The 18,194-nt window shown below is 65.3% G+C and carries 17 protein-coding genes; 8 read left to right on the top strand and 9 right to left on the bottom strand.

Translation table 11 applies throughout. From position 1 onward, the window contains the following. Positions 1–48 precede the first annotated feature (48 nt). On the top strand, positions 49–1,578 hold the full coding sequence (locus LK459_RS08725; protein ID WP_227922781.1) for a flavin-containing monooxygenase: 1,530 nt from the start codon (positions 49–51) through the stop codon (positions 1,576–1,578). A gap of 195 nt (positions 1,579–1,773) precedes the next feature. Here LK459_RS08725 and LK459_RS23265 read toward each other — a convergent pair whose 3' ends face one another. The 3 genes from LK459_RS23265 to LK459_RS08710 all read right to left on the bottom strand — a co-directional run bounded on the left by LK459_RS23265 (position 1,774) and on the right by LK459_RS08710 (position 4,716). Continuing rightward, positions 1,774–2,415 carry a DUF3558 family protein gene (locus LK459_RS23265; RefSeq protein WP_227922779.1) on the bottom strand — a complete coding sequence of 214 codons (642 nt, stop codon included), beginning with the start codon at positions 2,413–2,415 and terminating at the stop codon, positions 1,774–1,776. A gap of 5 nt (positions 2,416–2,420) precedes the next feature. Next, positions 2,421–2,732, bottom strand: coding sequence for a hypothetical protein (locus LK459_RS08715; RefSeq protein WP_227922777.1), 312 nt, complete (start codon positions 2,730–2,732; stop codon positions 2,421–2,423). Between the two features lie 337 nt (positions 2,733–3,069). Continuing rightward, a complete protein-coding gene (locus LK459_RS08710) occupies positions 3,070–4,716 on the bottom strand; it encodes a DUF6777 domain-containing protein (protein ID WP_227922776.1) in 1,647 nt (548 codons plus the stop codon). 274 nt (positions 4,717–4,990) lie between these two features. On the opposite strand from LK459_RS08710, the gene LK459_RS08705 reads away from it, so the two are divergent. Beyond that, complete coding sequence (locus LK459_RS08705) at positions 4,991–5,623, top strand: pyridoxamine 5'-phosphate oxidase family protein (RefSeq protein WP_007238763.1); 633 nt, start codon at positions 4,991–4,993, stop codon at positions 5,621–5,623. 21 nt (positions 5,624–5,644) lie between these two features. Here the strand turns inward: LK459_RS08705 and LK459_RS08700 are convergent, their stop codons facing one another. After that, entirely contained in the window at positions 5,645–7,438 is a 1,794-nt protein-coding gene (locus tag LK459_RS08700) for an AMP-binding protein (protein ID WP_227922774.1), read from the bottom strand. 111 nt (positions 7,439–7,549) lie between these two features. Here LK459_RS08700 and LK459_RS08695 point away from each other — a divergent pair, with 111 nt between their 5' ends. After that, complete coding sequence (locus LK459_RS08695; protein ID WP_227922772.1) at positions 7,550–8,368, top strand: LuxR C-terminal-related transcriptional regulator; 819 nt, start codon at positions 7,550–7,552, stop codon at positions 8,366–8,368. Between the two features lie 2 nt (positions 8,369–8,370). Next, the gene (locus LK459_RS08690; RefSeq protein WP_227922770.1) at positions 8,371–9,165 is read left to right on the top strand and encodes an IclR family transcriptional regulator; all 795 of its coding nucleotides are present in this window, start codon (positions 8,371–8,373) and stop codon (positions 9,163–9,165) included. Between the two features lies 1 nt (position 9,166). Here the strand turns inward: LK459_RS08690 and pcaC are convergent, their stop codons facing one another. The 5 genes from pcaC to LK459_RS08665 are packed head-to-tail and all read right to left on the bottom strand — an operon-like array spanning position 9,167 to position 13,332. Beyond that, complete coding sequence (gene pcaC / locus LK459_RS08685; RefSeq protein WP_227922769.1) at positions 9,167–9,535, bottom strand: 4-carboxymuconolactone decarboxylase; 369 nt, start codon at positions 9,533–9,535, stop codon at positions 9,167–9,169. Next, a complete protein-coding gene (locus LK459_RS08680) occupies positions 9,532–10,773 on the bottom strand; it encodes a lyase family protein (protein WP_227922768.1) in 1,242 nt (413 codons plus the stop codon). Before LK459_RS08680 ends, pcaC begins: the two co-directional genes overlap by 4 nt. Next, entirely contained in the window at positions 10,770–11,321 is a 552-nt protein-coding gene (gene pcaG / locus LK459_RS08675; protein WP_227922767.1) for a protocatechuate 3,4-dioxygenase subunit alpha, read from the bottom strand. The genes LK459_RS08680 and pcaG overlap by 4 nt, the downstream gene beginning before the upstream one ends. After that, on the bottom strand, positions 11,318–12,160 hold the full coding sequence (pcaH, locus tag LK459_RS08670) for a protocatechuate 3,4-dioxygenase subunit beta (protein ID WP_227922766.1): 843 nt from the start codon (positions 12,158–12,160) through the stop codon (positions 11,318–11,320). Before pcaH ends, pcaG begins: the two co-directional genes overlap by 4 nt. Continuing rightward, entirely contained in the window at positions 12,145–13,332 is a 1,188-nt protein-coding gene (locus tag LK459_RS08665) for a 4-hydroxybenzoate 3-monooxygenase (RefSeq protein WP_227922765.1), read from the bottom strand. Before LK459_RS08665 ends, pcaH begins: the two co-directional genes overlap by 16 nt. Positions 13,333–13,469: 137 nt before the next feature. Here LK459_RS08665 and LK459_RS08660 point away from each other — a divergent pair, with 137 nt between their 5' ends. The 4 genes from LK459_RS08660 (at position 13,470) to LK459_RS08645 (ending at position 18,156) form a co-directional block, all read left to right on the top strand. Further along, a complete protein-coding gene (locus tag LK459_RS08660) occupies positions 13,470–14,243 on the top strand; it encodes an IclR family transcriptional regulator (RefSeq protein ID WP_227922764.1) in 774 nt (257 codons plus the stop codon). 81 nt (positions 14,244–14,324) lie between these two features. After that, positions 14,325–15,338 carry a PDR/VanB family oxidoreductase gene (locus LK459_RS08655; protein WP_227922762.1) on the top strand — a complete coding sequence of 338 codons (1,014 nt, stop codon included), beginning with the start codon at positions 14,325–14,327 and terminating at the stop codon, positions 15,336–15,338. Between the two features lie 63 nt (positions 15,339–15,401). Then, positions 15,402–16,640, top strand: a complete 1,239-nt coding sequence (locus tag LK459_RS08650) for a cytochrome P450 (protein WP_227922761.1) — start codon at positions 15,402–15,404, stop codon at positions 16,638–16,640. A 79-nt stretch (positions 16,641–16,719) separates the two neighbouring features. Continuing rightward, positions 16,720–18,156 (top strand): aldehyde dehydrogenase, encoded by a 1,437-nt coding sequence (locus LK459_RS08645; RefSeq protein ID WP_227922759.1) that lies wholly within the window; start codon positions 16,720–16,722, stop codon positions 18,154–18,156. The last annotated feature ends 38 nt before the right edge of the window (positions 18,157–18,194 follow it).

Raw genomic sequence — 18,194 nt, 5'->3', positions numbered from 1 at the left:
GTCATATTCGCCGTCGGCGTGATCGACACACGATTTGAGGAGGCACGGGTGCCTACAACAGCCACACCTGTAGAGACGCTGGATGTCCTGATCGTCGGGGCGGGTGTCTCCGGGATCGGTGCAGCCCACTACGTGACCACGGAACTACCTGACAAAACGTACGCGCTGCTCGAAGGTCGGGAATCACTCGGCGGTACCTGGGACCTGTTCCGGTATCCGGGCATCCGCTCCGACAGTGATCTGCACACGTTCGGATTCGAGTTCAAGCCCTGGGTCGACAAGCAGTCGATCGCCGATGCGGACCGCATCATGCAGTACCTGCGCGAAGCCGTCGACGAGGACAAGATCAACGAGCACCTCCGGCTGCAGCACAAGGTGACGGCATTGAACTGGTCGTCGGACGAACAGCTGTGGACTGCGGAGGTCGATCGCCTCGACACCGGCGAGCACGTCCAGATCAAGGCGAACTGGGTCTACTGCGGGTCGGGCTACTACAACTACGACGAGGGCTTCACGCCATACTTCGAGGGACGTGACACCTTCAAGTGGCAGGTGGTGCACCCGCAGCACTGGCCGGAGGATCTGGACTACAAAGGCAAGAAGGTCGTCGTCATCGGAAGCGGCGCAACGGCCGTCACGTTGCTGCCGGCGATGGCGGGCGACACCGAGCACATCACCATGCTCCAGCGCACACCGACCTACATCCTCCCGCTACCCAAGCACGACCCATTTGCCAACGTCGCGCGGAGCATCCTGGGTGACGAGCGCGGATACGCCGTCGCACGGTGGAAGAACATCCTGCAGCAGCGGGTGCTGTACGAAGCGGCGCAACGCTTTCCGAAGACATCGCGCAAGGTGATCCGCAAGGTCAACCAGATGCTGCTGCCCGAGGGATACGACGTCGACACGCACTTCAACCCGCCGTACAACCCCTGGGACCAGCGTCTGTGCGCTGTGCCGGACGCCGACCTGTTCAAGACGATTCGATCGGGCAAGGCGTCGGTGGTCACCGACCGCATCAAGTCATTCACCGAGAACGGCATCCTGCTCGAGAGCGGCCGCGAGCTCGAGGCCGACATCATCGTGACTGCAACGGGATTGAACGTCCGACTGTTCGGAGGCATGGACCTTTCACTCGACGGCGAGCCGGTGGTGCTGCGCGATCATGTCATCTACCGGGGCATGATGCTCAGCGGTGTGCCGAACCTCGCGCTCGCCATCGGGTACACGAACTCGTCGTGGACGCTGAAGATCGGACTCATCGGCGAGTACTGGTGCAGGCTGATGGCGTACATGGACGCGCGGGGTTACCGCGAGGTGGAGCCCGTCGCCGACCCGACCATGGAGACGCGGCCCGCACTTGACTTCGGCGCCGGGTACATCAAGCGCGTCGAGGATCAGCTACCCAGGCAGGGTGCCCAGGCGCCGTGGCTGATGTCGATGAGCTTCTACAAGGACCGCAAGGCACTCGGCGTCGACGTCGCGGACTTCGAGAACCTGCGCTTCTCGAAGGCTGCGTCGTCGGTGGGTTCCGAACCTGCCGCGGACTCCGAGCCCGTGGAGTCGGCCGTCGGCTGAGGGAGTGGAGCGTCGGCCCGTAAGAAACACGTGTTTCTTACGGGCCGTGCCCTAGATACACGTGGTTTTTACGGGCCGTGCCGTAGATACGCGTGTTTCTGACAGATGCACCGAAAGTTTCGCTCGCAGGTGTCAGTTACGCGTGTATCTGCGGGGCCAGTGCTGGGGCGAGCGGCGGACAGTCGACGGCAGGGGCTACTCGGGCATTTGGTCGATGGTCGCGCGAGTGAAGGCGATTGCCTTGTCGCAGATCTCGGAGATGGGTGGGGGCTTGTAGATGAACAACGCAGATGTTGCAACAATTGAATTTCCAGACTCAAGATATGTGCCGCAACCTGTCTCGTCTCTCGACACTCCTAATGCCACGGGGCGCGTACTGACTTCGATATCGCCGAGCCAAGTAGTGTCGGTTCTCCGATTCTGCTTATAGACATCGAGGCCACGTGAATCGCCAACCGTTTGACTGAGACTGGCTAGCTCGTAGTCTTTATAGTCCCATGTGCATCCGCGAGCGGTCTGAAAGTCGACGGAGGCAGCATCTTTGACGCTTGACGCCTGTAGACCTGCAGTCTCAAGTAAGGTGCTATCGGCGGCGGTGCACGGTTCATACGGAGTGCCGTCGTTGCCGGAGTTCCACCTCCTCGGAAACCGTGTTGCGAACGGGAGGTTTTGTCCAGAATCATCCGACTGTCGCACGGTAGGCTGCAGTGCAGAACGATCTGCCGTCGCGATAGAGGTAGGTTGGGCTGCTCCTGAAGTTTCGCAGCTGCAAAGCAAAGAGAGCGCTAGCGCTGATAGTGCGAAGTGTCGAGCCAGTTTCCGGGTGCGGGTTCCCATTGCCGCTAAAAGCTTGTGGAGATCTGGTCGTCGGCGCTGTTGAGATCCGCGTTAGCCGCTATGCAAAGTTTCGATAGTTCTTGTAGCTTAGCCGCATGCGAGGCGAACTCTATGCGGGCAGTTGCCATAAGGCTGACTAATCGCTCATACACCTCCACGCCCTCTACCAAGTCGCCGAAGTAGTTGCTATCAGCGACGCTTTGAAGCTGTTTAAGCGCCTCCCGCAACCCCTCCGCCCCGTCGGCGGCGACCTTGGCGCGGGCTTCCCAGTCGACGGTGTTGAACCAGACGATGCCGCCGTCGTCGGGCTTCGGCACGGTGTTGCCGGGTGGCTGGGCGTACTGGCAGGTCCCCGATAACCGGTCCAGTCAGTTTGGCGTGTCCCCCGTGAACCGGACCGGTTCACGGGGGACACGCCAGTACGACATCGTGCTTCTGGAACTGTCGGGCGGGTTCACGACTCCGCCCGGCATGGTGAAGAAGTCGGTCATGTCCTTACCCCCTCGCAGAAGAACTGTCGTCAGCGCCCAGACAGTTAACCACGTCGGAGGGTGGTTCGTATGCCGGAATTGCCAGGCTGTGGACCAGTGGCGGTTGACCCGAAAGAGCGACGTCGGGAGCGTGGTCGCCCCCGACGTCGCCAGACGAACCTTCTCAGTTCGCGGGAACCTCTTCGGTCGTCGTTGTTGTCGTGGTCGTCTCTTCGGGAGTCGTTGTCTCGATGGTGGTTTCCGGAGTTGTCGTCTCCGGGGTGGTGGTCTCCGTTGTCGTTTCCGGAGTTGTCGTCTCGGTGGTCGTGGCCTCTGTCGTTGTCGTGGTGCTCGAAGTCTCAGCAGTGCGCCACGTTGCCGACTCGACGTCGACGGACACCGAACTCGATTGGTTCTCGGTCAGATTCAGTTTCCACACCTGCGTTGTCGGGTCGGTCGAGGAGGAGACCGACGACCTCTCCAGCGATGACGACGACACCGTGCGCATGACGCCGTCGCTACAGGTGAGATCGACGCTGCCAGTGGACGCTGAGGTCGGTACCTGGCAGCTCACACTCCGATCGTCGACGCGGAAAGTGAAGTCACCGATCGCGCCTCCCGTTCCGGAGAACTGTGTGGGACTGGGTTGGGCGCTGCTGGATGAACTGGGAGCTGACGACGCCGCTGACCCTTCCGACTGCGCTCCGGCAGTCCCTGACGCGGCAGCGTTCTGCTGTTGCTCCGGCGCCTGTGATGAATCGGGAGCACCCTCGGGCACGCCGCCGTTCGAGGTGGCACGCTCGGCGACTTCGGTGGCGGGTTCGCTGCTTCCTGCGCGGGCGAGCCCGTTCTCGGCGGCAGCTTCGTCGGACTTGGCGACGAACGGTGTGTTCAGCGCAGCGGGTGTCGGTAGTGCTGTCGTCAGGGGCGGTAAGCCACTCACGTCGATGATCCCGCCGACGGGACGTTCGAACTGCTGGCCGGTCGCAAGATTGAGGAGCGTCAGCACGGCGTCCGCGGGCGTGGCATTGTTCTGTGGCGCCTGGTTGATCACGGTCGTGGTGTTGTTGACGACCGTCACGTTCTGCGTGTTGTAAGCGATCCGGGTGACCTCGTGGGAGTGATAGTCGTGCCACGGATGCCCGGTCAATCGGTATCCGCCGATCGGTGTCGCGGCAGGCGGAGCGAGCGGGTTGCCGCAGGCACAACGCACACGGGGGACACCTGCACCATCGACGAGAACGGCTGTGCCCGACTGCAAGACCGACTGAAACGCATAGGCGCTTCCACCCTGGTACGAGTGGTTGGTCACCCAGGTGTCAGCCGTCAGCACGACCGGTGTCAACGTGTTCAGGTAGTAGGGGATCGACGCGGTGCTGATGCCGAAGACACTTGCCCATGCGCTGGCCTGACTCGGGTTGTTGGCCAGATAGTTGCCGAGAGCGGCTGTGTCGCAGGTCGATTCGCCTCCGGCATACAGTCCGGGCTGGGTGCCCGACACCACCCGCGCGCCGTTGTCGGGTGCACCCGACTGGCTGGCGAGCTTGACGTTGCTCGGAAGTTCCTTGTTGGTCAACGCGACGTTCGGGCCGAACGGATCCGGCCCGGCCTCACCACTGGTGAGCAGGCTGAGGCCGGGAATCCTCAGTCCACCATCCTTGTCTCGCAACACGATCACGAGAACGGACGCGAGGACCAATGCGAACACCACGACGACTGCCACCAGAGCGATGGTGCGGTTGCGTCGTTTCTGTTGGTCCCGCATCTGCTGGAACGGACCGGTGGGCGGCATCGCCGGAGCGCCGAAGGTTCCGGAGGGGGGATAAGACAATTGGATACTCTCCTGGTGTGCAGACTTGCGAGCGTGCATGCATCACCGGTTCCCGAGACCGATGTCAGACCGGTCCAGTATTCGAAGGGCCGTATCGCGGATCAACTGTTTGATCGTGAATTCACCCGTTCGGGCCAAGAACCTCACATGTTCGGATTACACACGTCGTACGACATCGGGCAGCGTGCACTGCGGGATGCGACGTCGAATCGGTTGAACTGCGACAGTGCGTAATCGAGTGGCGCGAGGGGCAGAGTTGGCCAACCATGGGTGTATGTCTGCAGCCTCCGATGACCAGCCCGACGTACTGACCGCACTGACCCGCAAGCCGGATCGTCAAGGAGACCGCGCGCTCCTCGACGAGATCCTCGACACGGCGCAGGTTGGGACGCTCTCCACGGTCATCGACGGCTGGCCGTGGTCGGTGCCGATGTTGTTCGCGCGCGTCGGCGACGACATCATCCTGCACGGCTCAACCGGAGCCGGCGCACTGCGTCAGGTGGCGTCGGGCGCGCCCGTCGCGTTCAGTGTTTTCGTGCTCGACGGGATCGTCGTCGCCGAGACGCTGTTCGACCACTCCGCCAACTATCGGTCTGCTGTGGTGCGTGGAGTGGCACGCAATGCCGAGATCCCCGCGGATGCCCTTGACGCGCTGAGCGACAAGCTGATCCCGGGCCGTGTGGCGGAGACTCCGACGACGACCCGGAAGGAGATCGCTGCGACGACCGCACTGCGACTCCCGATCGTCGACGGCGAGTGGATCACGAAGGCACGCACGGGCGGCCCCGGCGCCGACACCGACGCGTGGACGGGCGTCGTGCCCGTACGTACGGTGTTCGACGACCCCATCACCTACACCGGCGACGCCGACGACGTCCCGGCGTCCGTGCGCGCCCTGGTGGGGTGAACCGGTCTCGACCAGCCGAACTCAGCGCTGCCGCAAAATGAACCGCTGGATCTTGCCGCTCGGGGTCTTCGGAAGTGTGTCGACGAAGTGCACGGTGCGCGGGTATGCGTGCGCGGCGAAGCCGGTCTTGACCAGTTGTTGCAGCTCGGCTTCGAGGGCGTCGTCGCCGACCGCACCGTCGGCGAGCACGACGAACGCCTCGAGTACCTCGCCCCGTAGGTCGTCGGGACGTCCGACGACCGCGACGTCGATCACCGACGGGTGGGTGATAAGGACACTCTCGACGTCGAACGGTCCGATCCGATAGCCGGCCATGATGATGACGTCATCGTCGCGGGAACTGAAGTAGAAGTTGGCATCGGCGTCGGTGTGGCCGGTGTCGCCGGTCAGATACCAGCGGCCGTCCTCGGTGTAGCGCGATGCCGTCTTCTCCGGGGCGTCGAGGTATCCGGCAAACCAGTAGCCGGTGCTGGCCGGGACGTCGATCGCGATCTGTCCGGTGACGTTGGGCTCGGTGACCGGCTGCCCGGCGTCGTCGACGATGCCCGCGGCGAATCCGGGCATGGGCTGCCCCATCGAACCTGGGATGAGCCTGCGACGCAGATCGTCGGCCCAGTGGTTGTTGATGAACATGCCGTGCTCGGTCTGGCCGTAGTGGTCGCGCACCTCGGTGCCGAGAGCTGTTCGCGCCCAGGTGATCACGTCGGGGGTCAGCGGCTCGCCCGCCGACGATGCGCGGCGGAGAGAGAACCCGTTGATCGCCGGGTTCTTGCTCAGGGAGCGATACACGGTGGGGGCGGCGGCGAAGTTGCTGACCTCGAGTTCGGTGAGGACCGTGGCTGTGACCTCGGGTGTGAATCCGGCCTGCAGCAGCACGTTGGGTCGGCCGATCGCCATCGGGCCCAGAATCCCGTAGTAGAGCCCGTATGCCCAGCCGGGATCGGCGGCGTTCCAGAAGACGTCGGTATCGGAGACGTCGAGGCCGTAGCGCATGTAGCAGGAGAACGAGGCGAGCGCGCGTAACGGCACCGGGACGCCCTTGGGCGCTCCGGTGGTGCCACTGGTGAACAGCAGGATCAGCGTGCCGTCGCCGCCGATGGCCACGGAATGGTCGAGCGGCTCGTTGTCGGCGACGAGGGCGTCGAACTGCTCTCCGGCGACGATCGTCGTGAGGCCGTCGATCGCGTCGAGTTTGCTCGCCTGGCTCGGCTCGGTGATCACGACGGTCGCGTCGCCCGCGCGCAGCCGCATCTCGATCGCGGGGGTTGCGAAGGCGGTGAACAGCGGAATGTACACGGCCCCGAGTCGAGCAAGTGCCAGCAGCGACACGACGAGTTCGGAGCGCTTGCCCATGAGGACGCCGACGCGGTCGCCGCGCCCGACGCCCAACCGCGCGAGGGCAGCGGCGAAGCGTCGGGAGTCGGCGGCGAGCTGGCCGTAGGTGATCTCGACAAGCTCGATCAGCGGGGGTTGCTCGATCAGCGGGGGTTGCTCGATCAGCGGGGGGTGCTCGATCAGCGGGGGTTGCTCGATCAGCGGGGGGTGCTCGATCAGCGGGGGGTGCTCGATCAGCGGGGGTTGCTCGGCCTGGGGAGGCTGCCCGGCCTTCGCGGACGGCGCAGAATCCCGCAGCGAGACCGTGGTGAAGGCGATGGCCTCGGGGTCGTGGCGGTCGACGAGCAACGACGCGGCGTTGGCGTCGGGGGAGCCGAAGGTCTCGAGCCAGGCGTCGAGGTCTGCCGAGACAGCGGGGGTCAGTTCTGCCTGGATCGACTCGCGCCGAGCGCGGTCTCCGACTAGGGGCGTCTGTGTCATTTCCACACCTTTGCGGCCAGAGTAAGCTGAGTCACATTCGAGGAGTGATTCTCGAATGCGACGTCGCATGGGCAGAACCCCCCGAAGAGGGGTCAGGAGGTAGGTGGTGGCATGGCCGAGTCGTTGACCGCGCCCGTCACCGATGCGTTGCGTCGTCTCCGTCGCGGCACGGGGGTGTCGCTGGCGTTCGGTGGAGTTGTGCATGGCTCGCGCGGTCTGCGTCTGCGACATTTCGTCGGAGACACCTACGGTGCGTTGAACGGCGTTGCCGTTGATGCCGGGCACGGACTCGGCGGCAAGGTCATCGCGCTCAATCGCCCGATGGTCGTCGACGATTATCTGCGTACTCCGCGGATCACCCACCGATACAACGCGATCATCGCGGCCGAGGGCCTGCGTGCGATGGCGGCCGCGCCGGTCGTCGTCGGACGCAGGCCCGTCGCGGTGATCTACGGTGCGCTACGCACCGATGAGGCGATCGGTGACCGTACCCTCGACATGCTCGCGATCGAGGCGCGTGAACTCGAACAACAGATCGTCGCATCGCGCGCCACAGTTGCCGCGGGCGCCACCTCGACGGAAGGGGCTCTTCGCGACCGCATCACCGAGGCGTACGCACAGCTGCGGACTCTGGCCAGGGGCGTCGACGACGCCGAGGTCGCTGATCAGATCGCACGGATCTCCGACCTCCTGCTCGACGGTGCGGCCGGCGATGCCGCAGCAACGGGGGCAGCTGCAGCGCTGACCAGGCGCGAGCAGGATGTGATCGCATTGGCAGCACTCGGCTACACGAATGCGAGAATCGCCGAGGAACTCGGAATCGGAACACAGACGGCCAAGGGATACATGAAAGACGTACTGCGCAAGCTGGGGGCGTCGAGTCGCATGGAAGCTGTCGTGATCGCTCGACGATCAGGGCTGCTCCCGTAGCGATGGCAGGAAACACGTCGATCCCGGGCGCGTCGGTCGCGGCTCGAACCCTGGCTGTGCTGAGCACGTTCGACGAATCGCATCGCTCCCAGACACTCAGCGAGATGGCGCAGCGAGCCGATCTCGCGGTTCCCACGGCGCACCGGCTCGTCGGCGAGTTGGAACGGTGGGGGGCGCTGGTCCGACGCCCCGACGGCCGGTACGTGATCGGTCGGCGCATCTGGGACCTCGGGCTTCTCGCGCCGATCCAGACCGGTGTCCGCGAAATAGCCGAACCGTATGTCTACGACCTCTATGCGGCGACCAAGGCGACGGTGCACATCGCGGTGCGCGAGGGGACGTCCGTCCTCTACATCGACAGGATCTCCGGCAACGAGTCGGTACCGGTGGTGAGCAAGGTGGGTAGCCGCCTGCCGATGCCGCCGACCGGGGTGGGGAAGGTGCTGCTCGCGCACGCTCCCCAGGACATTCGCGACGAGGTGATGGCGTCGTTGACGCGGGTCACCCCGCGAACGCTGATCAGCCCGCAGCTGTTGGAGCAACAGCTGCGGCGGGTGCGGGACGAGGGCTATGCGACGACGGCCGAAGAGATGACCGCAGGAGCTTGCTCGATCGCGGTCCCGGTCTGGGGACCCGACGGCGTGGTCGCAGCGTTGGGTGTGGTGGTCGGGACACTGCGCGGGAATCGTCCGCGACTGCTCGCGGCCCTGCAGGTCGCGGCGCGCGGTATCGGGCGGCAGCTGGGTGCCCCCGGACCTGTTCCGCCGGGCAGAGCTGGGGTCGCAGACTCGGCCTAGGCTAGGACTCTTCGGCGAACGTCTGCTGTGCGATGCGGAAGGCCGTGTTGGCGTCGGGGACACCACAGTAGATCGCCGACTGCATGATGACCTCTTTGATCTCGTCGAGAGTGAGGCCGTTGCGGCGGGCGGCACGTAGATGCATCGCCAGTTCTTCGTGATGGCCACGGGCGATCAGGGCGGTGAGGGTGATCATCGACCGGCTGCGGCGATCCAGGCCGGGCCGGGTCCAGATGGTGCCCCACGCGTACTCGGTGATGAACTCCTGGAATTCGCGGGTCAGATCGGTGGCGGCGGCCGTCGCGCGGTCGACATGGGCGTCGCCGAGAACCTCGCGTCGTACAACCATTCCGTCGTCGTAGGTGGTCATCGGGTCCTCTCTGCGGGTGCGTTGCTTCGGTGGACAGCCTGGGCGCGACGCAGGGTCGCGTCGATGAGAAGCGGTGCGGCACCGAGAGGTTGGCCGCCCGGCTCGTGGCCGGCGAGCGAAGCCATCGATCGTTGCTCCGACAACACTGCGCTGCCGGCAGCGGAGAGGTTGAACGCCATCGCATCGGCATGGACGGTGAGATCGCGAACCAGGTCGGTGGCCTGTGAACCCGCAACAACGCTGCGCCGCAGCAGCATTCGCAAACTGTCCCATTCGGCGTGCCAGCCTCCTGGAGTGCGCTCGTCGACGGCATCGCTTGCAGCCAACTGCAGCGTCGACGCCAGTGGCGGTGTGGTCAGCGCAGTGCGTCGGATCAGCACCGACAACACCGGGTTGGCCTTGTGTGGCATGGTCGACGACCCGCCGCCTGCACCCTCGGTGACCTCGCCGATCTCCGAGCGGCTCAGCGTCAACACATCGTTGGCGATGTGACCCCACGCGGTCGTCGCGGTGGTGGCCGACGCCGCGTACCGGGTGAACGGTGTCCGTACGACGTGCCACGGCGACGCGGCGTCGAGTCCCAACGCCTGTGCGGCATGTCGAACGACCGCGAGTGCGCACTCCTGTGGATTCGGCTGCGCGCCAGCGAGTTCCACGAGTGCCGAGAGCGTCCCGGCCGCTCCGCCGAACTGGGCGGGAAAGGTCAGCGCTGCGGCCTCGTCGTGTGCGTCGAGCACACCGTCGAGCCAGTGCGCCACTTTCATCCCGAACGTCGACGGCACCGCCTGCTGGGTCAGCGTCCGCGCTATCTGCGGAGTCTCGCGGTGGGCCTCGGTGAGAGCCGCCAGCGTCTCCACCTGTGCCAGTAGCTGGTCCGCGATCGTCTCGAGGGCACGCCGCGACTCGAGCACGAGTGCGGTGTCGACGACGTCCTGACTGGTCATGCCGCGGTGCAGCCACGCCGCGGCAGGAGCGTCGAGCCGCAGTCGCAACGCGGACACGAGTGGGATGACCGGATTGCCGCCCGACTCGGAGTCGATGGAGAGCTGATCGAGGTCCAGATCTGAAGCGGCAGCGGATAACTGGTCGAACGTCACCAGCGAGTCTTCCGGTGCCACTCCCTGCGCGACGACCGCTTCCGACCACGCCGCCTCCACGCGCAGCATGGCGTCGCGGATGGCGGTGTCGGTGAAAAGGTCGCCTGCCCGGTGGTCGCCGGGCCACAACAGATCGCTCACGACTTCCAGTGTTGCAGGAACACCGTTTCCGATTCGCCCTGGAGGTGGATGTCGAAGCGGTAGCCGGTTGAATCGGGAACCGCAACGAGTGTCGCTCGACGGCTCGACTCGACTCCGGACAGCACCGCGTCGTCATCGAGCGCTGGGGACTCCGGGAGGTAGGCGCGGGTGAGCAGGCGATCGAGGAGTCCGCGGGCGAACACGCACACCGCGAAGAACGGGGCCTCGCCGTCTCGGGTGGCGCCCGGTGTGACCGTGCTGAACGAATAGTGTCCGACACGATCGGTCTTGGCGCGTCCCCAACCGGTGAAGGTGAACCCGTCGCGGCGTAGCGATCCGGGCATCGTGGGTACTGATCCGTTGGTGTCGGCTTGGCGGATCTCGATCAGGGCGTCGGGGATCGGCATTCCGTTGCCATCGAAGACGGTGCCGTGCAGCCGAATCCGATCCGGATGTCCCGACGGTACGAGTTCGTTGTCACCGTCGTAGGGCAGGGCGTAGTGGAAGAACGGGCCGACCGTCTGGCCGGGCGTCGGGGTGAGACTCATGCGTCGTCCTCCATGGGGGTGCGTGCGCTTCCGTCGAGCACGATGTCCCAGCGGTAGCCGGTGCACCATTCGTGTTGGGTCAGGTCGTGGTCGTAGCTGGCGACGAGTCGCTCACGAGCCGCAGGGTCGACGATCGACTGGTAGATCGGGTCGAGATCGAACAGCGGATCGCCGGGGAAGTACATCTGGGTCACCAACCGCTGCGTGAAATCCGTTCCGAACAGCGAGAAATGGATGTGTGCGGGCCGCCAGGCGTTGTGGTGGTTCTTCCACGGGTACGGGCCCGGCTTGATGGTGGTGAAGTGGTAATTGCCCTCGTTGTCGGTGAGGCATCGGCCGACGCCGGTGAAGTTCGGGTCGATCGGAGCATGGTGTTGGTCGCGCTTGTGGATGTAGCGTCCTGCGGCGTTGGCCTGCCAGATCTCCACCAGCTGGTTGCGTACAGGCCTGCCGTCGGCGTCGAGGACACGGCCGGTGAGGACAAGCCGTTCACCCACAGGATCGCCGCTGGCCTGAATCGTGAGGTCGGCTTCGAGCGGGTCGACGTCGCGCTGGCCGAAGGCGGGCGCCCACAATTCGATGCCTTCGGGGTCGGCGTGATGCGGATCCTTGGTCGGATGGCGCAGGATGCTCGACCGATAGGGGGCGTAGTCGAGTCGCGGACGGATCTCCTCGGCCGCTCCCGCCTGCCGTTCACGCTGGTATTCGGCTGAGAGCGAGCCGATTTCGGCGCTGATCTGCGCTTGGGTACCGGCTGCGGCATCGGAGGAGATGACGGGTGGTGTGGCGTCGACGTCGGGCACCGTCGGTGCCTCACGCGGGATCAGTGGTGTGGCCATCCTGTGTAACCTTCTGCGAGATAGGTGGAACCGGCCTCGGACGAGACCAGGGTGGTGAGCTCACCGAGCTGTCGGAGCTCATCGAAATCAGAGGCGTCGGGTGAGCGATGCAGCATCGTCGTCATCCAGTAGGAGAAATGCTGCGCCTTCCAGACACGGGTGAGGGCACGTGAGGTGTAGGAGTCGAGCGCCGCGTCGTCGTTCTTGACCAGGGCACGCTCGACGACGTCGGCCAGCACGCGTACGTCGGCGAGCGCCAGGTTGAGACCCTTCGCGCCGGTCGGGGGCACGGTGTGTGCGGCGTCGCCCGCGAGGAGGAGCTTCCCGTCGCGCATCGGGGACTGCACGAAGCTGCGGAAGGGCAGTACCGAGCGTTGGATGATCGGGCCCTCGTTCAGGCTGAAGCCGTCGTCGCCCGCTACGCGGCGTTGCAGTTCCGCCCAGATCCGGTCGTCGGACCAGTCGTCGGGGTTCTCGTCGGAGTCGCATTGGAAGTACATGCGCTGCACGGTCGGGGTGCGCTGGCTGATCAGCGCGAAGCCGTGCGGGGAACGGGTGTAGATCAGCTCGGGGGCGCTCTGCGGTGCTTCGGCCAGGATGCCGAACCAGGCGAACGGGTACTCACGGAAGTAGCGCTGCGGATCGGCGACGAGGTCGCGGCAGATGCTGCGCGAACCGTCCGCGCCGACGACGAGTTCGGCGGTGATCTCATGGCGCGTGCCGTCGGCATCGGTGTAGGTGACGTGCGGCTCGTCGCGATGGTCGGTGACCGCAGCGTCGGAGATCCCGTACCGCAGATCGCCGCCGTCGCGGGTGCGTGCCGCGTGCAGATCGATGAAGACGTCGGTCTGTGGGTAGAGCCAGCACGACGCCCCGACGAGTTTCTGGAAGTCGATGCGGTGGCTGACGCCGCCGAAGCGAATGTCGATGCCCTGATGTTCGTGTCCGTCTCGGAGAACCCTGTCGGAGACACCCGAGTCGAGCAGCAGTCTGACACTGTCGCGCTCCAGAATGCCTGCGCGATGGGTGGTCTCGATCTCGTGGTAGGTCCGGTTGTCGATGACGACGCTGTCGATCCCGGCGACGTGCAGCAGATGCGACAGCGCGAGGCCGGCGGGGCCGCCACCGACGATGGCGACCCGGGTGCGCGTCGTGCTCACGTAGTTGGTCATCTGTGACCTCCCTTCTGAATGAACCATAGGGAGAGCTGAGTCACAGAACCTAGCAGGTGTTTTCACTGAGTGAGAAACAAGAGCACAGGACTGCCGAATCGGCAGCAGCGATCGTCGGAAACTGTCACCGTCGCAGCATGGCGAGATCTTCTGCCGGCGAGTCGGTCCTGACCCGTGCCGTGCGCATTCTCGAGGTCTTCGATCCCGACAACGTGGCGATCCCGCTCGGCGTGATCGCCGAGCAGGCCGACCTCCCGCTGTCGACGGCGTCGCGGCTCGTCGACGAACTGGTGGCGCATGGCCTACTACGCAGAGATGAGCAGCGGCGGGTGCGAATCGGGGTTCGCCTCTGGGAACTCGCGTCTCGGGCGTCGCCGACCCGCGACCTCCGTGACGCCGCCATGCCCTTCCTCGAGGATCTCCATGCAGTGGTCGGTCACCACGTCCAGCTCGGCGTCCTGGAGGACGACGAGCTGCTCTTCATCGAGCGGCTGTCCAATCCAGGGGCGGTCATCAACGTCACCCGCATCGCCGGACGGTTGCCGCTGCACGCGTCGTCGTCGGGCCTGGTGTTGCTCGCCAACGCCTCGGCAGACCTGCAGGATCGGATTCTTCGGCGTCCGTTGACCTCGTATACGGCGAATACCATCTCCGACCCGAAGACGTTGCGTACCGTGCTTGCCGAGATCAGGCGCACCGGCGTCGCCGTCTGTCCCGGATTCATCCACGACGACGCGCTCGGTATCGCGGTCCCGTTGAAGGACAGCGCAGGTGGGGTGGCCGCGGCGTTGTCGGTGATCGTCCCGTGCGCCGACAACCCGATGGCCCACATCCCGGCACTTCAGGCGGCTGCTCACGGCATACGTCGGGAACTCGGCCGCCCGCTCGTTCCCGCGCCACCGGAGCGCTGAGCGAGCGTCGAGGAACGAGACGCTTCCATTGAATGGAAATGGCATTGTGGCGCCGAGCGCACCGCGCCACCCTGTGTGACCATGACCACAACGACCGTGCCCTCGGCTCCCCCGGGACTCGTTGCCGACATCCCCCGTCTCGTTCCGTCTGCTGCCGCCGATGGGTTGTCCCTGCGAGTCGTCGACAAACAGTTGGTCGCCGATGGCGTCTGCGCGATCACGCTCGCCCACCCAGACGGATTCCGACTTCCCGACTGGGCGCCCGGCTCGCACATCGACGTCATACTGCCGGGCGAGCTGGTCCGTCAGTACTCGCTCTGCGGCGACCGCTGGGACCCGTTCCGCTACCGCATCGCGGTGTTGCTGGAACCTTCGGGACGCGGTGGATCGGCGTACGTGCACGACTCACTCGATGTCGGCGACGTGCTCCCGATCGGTGGCCCGCGAAACAACTTCGCGCTCGTACCGTCAGCGCATTACCTGTTCATCGCGGGTGGCATCGGGATCACGCCGATCATCCCGATGACCCGACAGGCCGACCTGCTCGGCACCGACTGGTCGATGCTCTACGGCGGGCGAACCCGGTCGTCGATGGCGTTCGCCGACGAACTCGCCGCCGACAGCCGCGTGAGGGTCCTTCCCCAGGACCAGCACGGACTGCTCGAGCTCGACGAGGCGCTGGCCGCAACGCCCGCCGACACGACCATCTACTGCTGCGGGCCCGCCCCGTTGCTCGAGGCCGTCACCGCGGCGGCCAAGCGGTATCGTCCTGGTCGACTGCGTATCGAGAGGTTCGTCGCCGCCGAGTTGCCCGCCCCTGCCCGAACCTGCGACTTCGACGTGCACCTCGCACGAAGTGGAACGACCGTGACCGTCGCGCCCGACCAATCGGTACTCGAAGCGATCAACGCCGCAGGCGTTCCGATGCTCTCGTCGTGCCGCCAGGGCATCTGCGGAACGTGCGAAGCCGACGTCCTCGAAGGTGTTCCCGACCATCGTGATTCGCTCCTGACCGACACCGAACGGGCCGAGAACTCCTGCATGTTCGTGTGTGTGTCCCGCTCGCGGTCCGACAGGCTCGTACTTGATCTCTGAACGCAACCGAAACTCCCTACGCTTCCACAGCTTCGGTCATCACTCATCGACAAAGGCGGCCCCATGACACTGACCCACCCTGATACGCAACCGTCCGGCGTGGACGCCGGTCTCCCGGAGACCGATGCCGACCCGTTCGGTCCGGACATCCTCGAAGACCCGGGCGAATTCCATACGGCGCTACGCGACGCCGGACCGTTGGTCCATCTCACCCGCTACGACGTCTACGCGATGGGACGGTACGAAGAGGTCCATGCTGCTCTCACCGACTGGCAGTCCTTCCAGTCCGGTGCCGGCGTCGGCCTGAGCAACTTCCGGTTCGAAAAGCCCTGGCGCCCGCCGAGTCTGCTGCTGGAGAGCGATCCTCCAGTCCACGACGCACCTCGGTCGGTGTTGTCGTCGATTCTGAGCCCCCGTGCGCTGCGCCGACTGCGTGAGCACTGGTTCGCCGACGCCGAGGATTTCGTCGACTCGCTGCCCGACGGCGAACTCGACGCGATCACCGACATCGCACAGAAGTTCCCGCTGCGCGTCTTTCCCGACGCGGTCGGCGTCGGCCTCGACGGCCGCGAGAATCTGCTGCCCTACGGGGACCATCTGTTCAACGCGTTCGGGCCGTCGAACGTACTCGTACAGAAGGGACTTCCACGTATCGGCGAGATCTCGGCGTGGGTGAACGAGCAGTGTGCGCGGGAGTCGCTGTCGGCGACCGTGTACGACGGCGAGGCCACCTTCGGTGGACAGATCTGGGCCGCAGCCGACCGCGGTGACATCACCGCCGAGCAGGCCCCGACCATCGTGCGCTCGCTGTTGTCGGCGGGCGTGGACACCACCGTGCTCGGTATCGGAGCGGTGCTCGCGAGCTTCGCCACGCATCCCGATCAGTGGGAAATGCTGCGCCGCAACCCATCTCTGGCCCGAATCGCATTCGACGAGGCTGTGCGTCTCGAGTCGCCGGTGCAGACGTTCTTCCGTACCGCGACGCATCCGGTCATGGTCGGCGACCATCTGGTGCCGGACGGTAAGAAGATCCTGATGTTCCTCGGATCGGCGAACCGGGACCCGCGTCGGTGGCGTGCCCCCGACTCCTTCGACCTCTCCCGTGATCCCTCGGGCCATGTCGGCTTCGGGATGGGCATTCACCAGTGCGTCGGACAGCACGTCGCGCGGCTTGAAGCCGAGGCGGTTCTCACCGCACTCGTGCGCAGATTCCGACGACTCGACGTCGTCGGGGTCCCCCGTCGACACCACAACAACACGCTGCGTGCGTGGGAACACTTTCCCATCGCGCTCGTGTCCTGACATCTGCGGTCCACATCCAGCCCACAACCCGCATCCAGTCCACAACCCGCATCCAGTCCACAACAGAGAGAAGAACGACATGATCACCTACGACAAGCTCTTCATCGGCGGATGGACCACACCCGCGTCGAACGAGCGCATCGACGTCACCTCGGCGAGCACCGAGGAGCCCATCGGCTCGGTACCCGCGGCCACAGAAGCCGACGTGGATGCCGCGGTCGCCGCCGCGCGCAGGGCATTCGACGATCCGCAGGGGTGGGCGAACTGGGAGCCTGCTCGTCGCGCGGATGCACTCGATCAGCTCGCCGACAAGCTCGAGGCCAAGGGGGAGGAGATGGCTCGCCGGGTGTCGGCGCAGAACGGTATGCCGATCACCATCTCGTCGCAGCTCGAAGCGGGCTTCCCGTTGATCTTGTTGAGGTACTACGCGAATCTGTTGCGTGGCTTCGAGTTCGAGGTCGAGCAGGACCATCTCATGGGCGGCAAGACCTACGTGCGCCGCGAGCCGGTCGGCGTTGTCGGTGCGATCGCTCCGTGGAACTACCCTCAAGCACTTGCCGCGTTCAAACACGCCCCCGCCTTGGCGGCGGGCTGTGCGATCGTTCTCAAGCCGTCTCCGGAGACGGTCCTCGACGCCTTCTTGTTCGCCGAAGCCGTGGCGGAGACTGACATTCCCGAGGGGGTGGTCAACATCGTCCCCGGTGGACGGGAGATCGGCGCCTACCTGGTTGCCCACCCCGACATCGACAAGGTGGCGTTCACCGGCTCGACGGCAGCGGGTAGGCAGATCGCCACCACCTGCGGGCAGATGCTGCGCCCGGTCACGCTCGAACTCGGCGGGAAGTCGGCGGCCATCGTGCTCGACGACGCGAACCTCGACCTGTCGGTGATGGGGGAGCGGCTCTTCGAGAGCCTGTTGGTCAACAATGGTCAGACATGCTATCTGGGGACCCGAATCCTGGCCCCCGACAACAGGTACGACGAGGTGGTCGACACGCTCGCCGCGTTCATGTCCAGCTTGCCCGTGGGTGACGCGCTCGACGCGTCGACGATGATCGGCCCGATGGCCAGCCGCACACACCGCGACCGTGTCGAGGGATTCATCGACAAGGGCAAGGGCGACGGTGCGCGCGTGGTGGTCGGCGGCGGCAGAAGCGACCGTGACCGCGGATGGTTCGTCGAGCCGACATTGTTCGCCGACGTCGACAACAAGTCGACGATCGCCCAGGAGGAGATCTTCGGGCCGGTGTTGTCGGTGATCCGCTACTCCGACGTCGACAACGCGATCGCGATCGCCAACGACTCCGACTACGGTCTCGGCGGCAGTGTGTGGACGTCGGATCCCGATCGTGGTCGCGACGTCGCACGTCGCGTGCGGACCGGCACGATCGGGATCAATCGCTACCTCCCCGATCCCGGCGCACCGTTCGGCGGCGTCAAGGACAGCGGTATCGGACGCGAACTCGGGCCGCAGTCGCTGGACTCCTACCTCGTCTACAAATCGATCTACGCCTGATCACTCGGCGGTCGTCGACACCGCCGATGTCGACGACC

Source organism: Gordonia otitidis (assembly GCF_020735545.1).
In the GTDB taxonomy this organism is placed as follows: Bacteria; Actinomycetota; Actinomycetes; order Mycobacteriales; family Mycobacteriaceae; genus Gordonia; species Gordonia otitidis.
The sequence above is the reverse complement of the archived record's forward strand: the minus strand, read 5'-3'. Positions and strand labels throughout refer to the sequence as shown.

Coding starts and splice junctions, on each gene's coding strand:
- LK459_RS08700 (WP_227922774.1), bottom strand. CDS start 7,438: ATGACACAGACGCCCCTAGTCGGAGACCGCGCTCGGCGCGAGTCGATC.
- pcaG (WP_227922767.1), bottom strand. CDS start 11,321: ATGAGTCTCACCCCGACGCCCGGCCAGACGGTCGGCCCGTTCTTCCAC.
- LK459_RS23265 (WP_227922779.1), bottom strand. CDS start 2,415: ATGGGAACCCGCACCCGGAAACTGGCTCGACACTTCGCACTATCAGCG.
- pcaH (WP_227922766.1), bottom strand. CDS start 12,160: ATGGCCACACCACTGATCCCGCGTGAGGCACCGACGGTGCCCGACGTC.
- LK459_RS08650 (WP_227922761.1), top strand. CDS start 15,402: ATGACACTGACCCACCCTGATACGCAACCGTCCGGCGTGGACGCCGGT.
- LK459_RS08695 (WP_227922772.1), top strand. CDS start 7,550: ATGGCCGAGTCGTTGACCGCGCCCGTCACCGATGCGTTGCGTCGTCTC.
- LK459_RS08665 (WP_227922765.1), bottom strand. CDS start 13,332: ATGACCAACTACGTGAGCACGACGCGCACCCGGGTCGCCATCGTCGGT.
- LK459_RS08645 (WP_227922759.1), top strand. CDS start 16,720: ATGATCACCTACGACAAGCTCTTCATCGGCGGATGGACCACACCCGCG.
- LK459_RS08705 (WP_007238763.1), top strand. CDS start 4,991: ATGTCTGCAGCCTCCGATGACCAGCCCGACGTACTGACCGCACTGACC.
- LK459_RS08690 (WP_227922770.1), top strand. CDS start 8,371: ATGGCAGGAAACACGTCGATCCCGGGCGCGTCGGTCGCGGCTCGAACC.
- LK459_RS08660 (WP_227922764.1), top strand. CDS start 13,470: ATGGCGAGATCTTCTGCCGGCGAGTCGGTCCTGACCCGTGCCGTGCGC.
- pcaC (WP_227922769.1), bottom strand. CDS start 9,535: ATGACCACCTACGACGACGGAATGGTTGTACGACGCGAGGTTCTCGGC.
- LK459_RS08655 (WP_227922762.1), top strand. CDS start 14,325: ATGACCACAACGACCGTGCCCTCGGCTCCCCCGGGACTCGTTGCCGAC.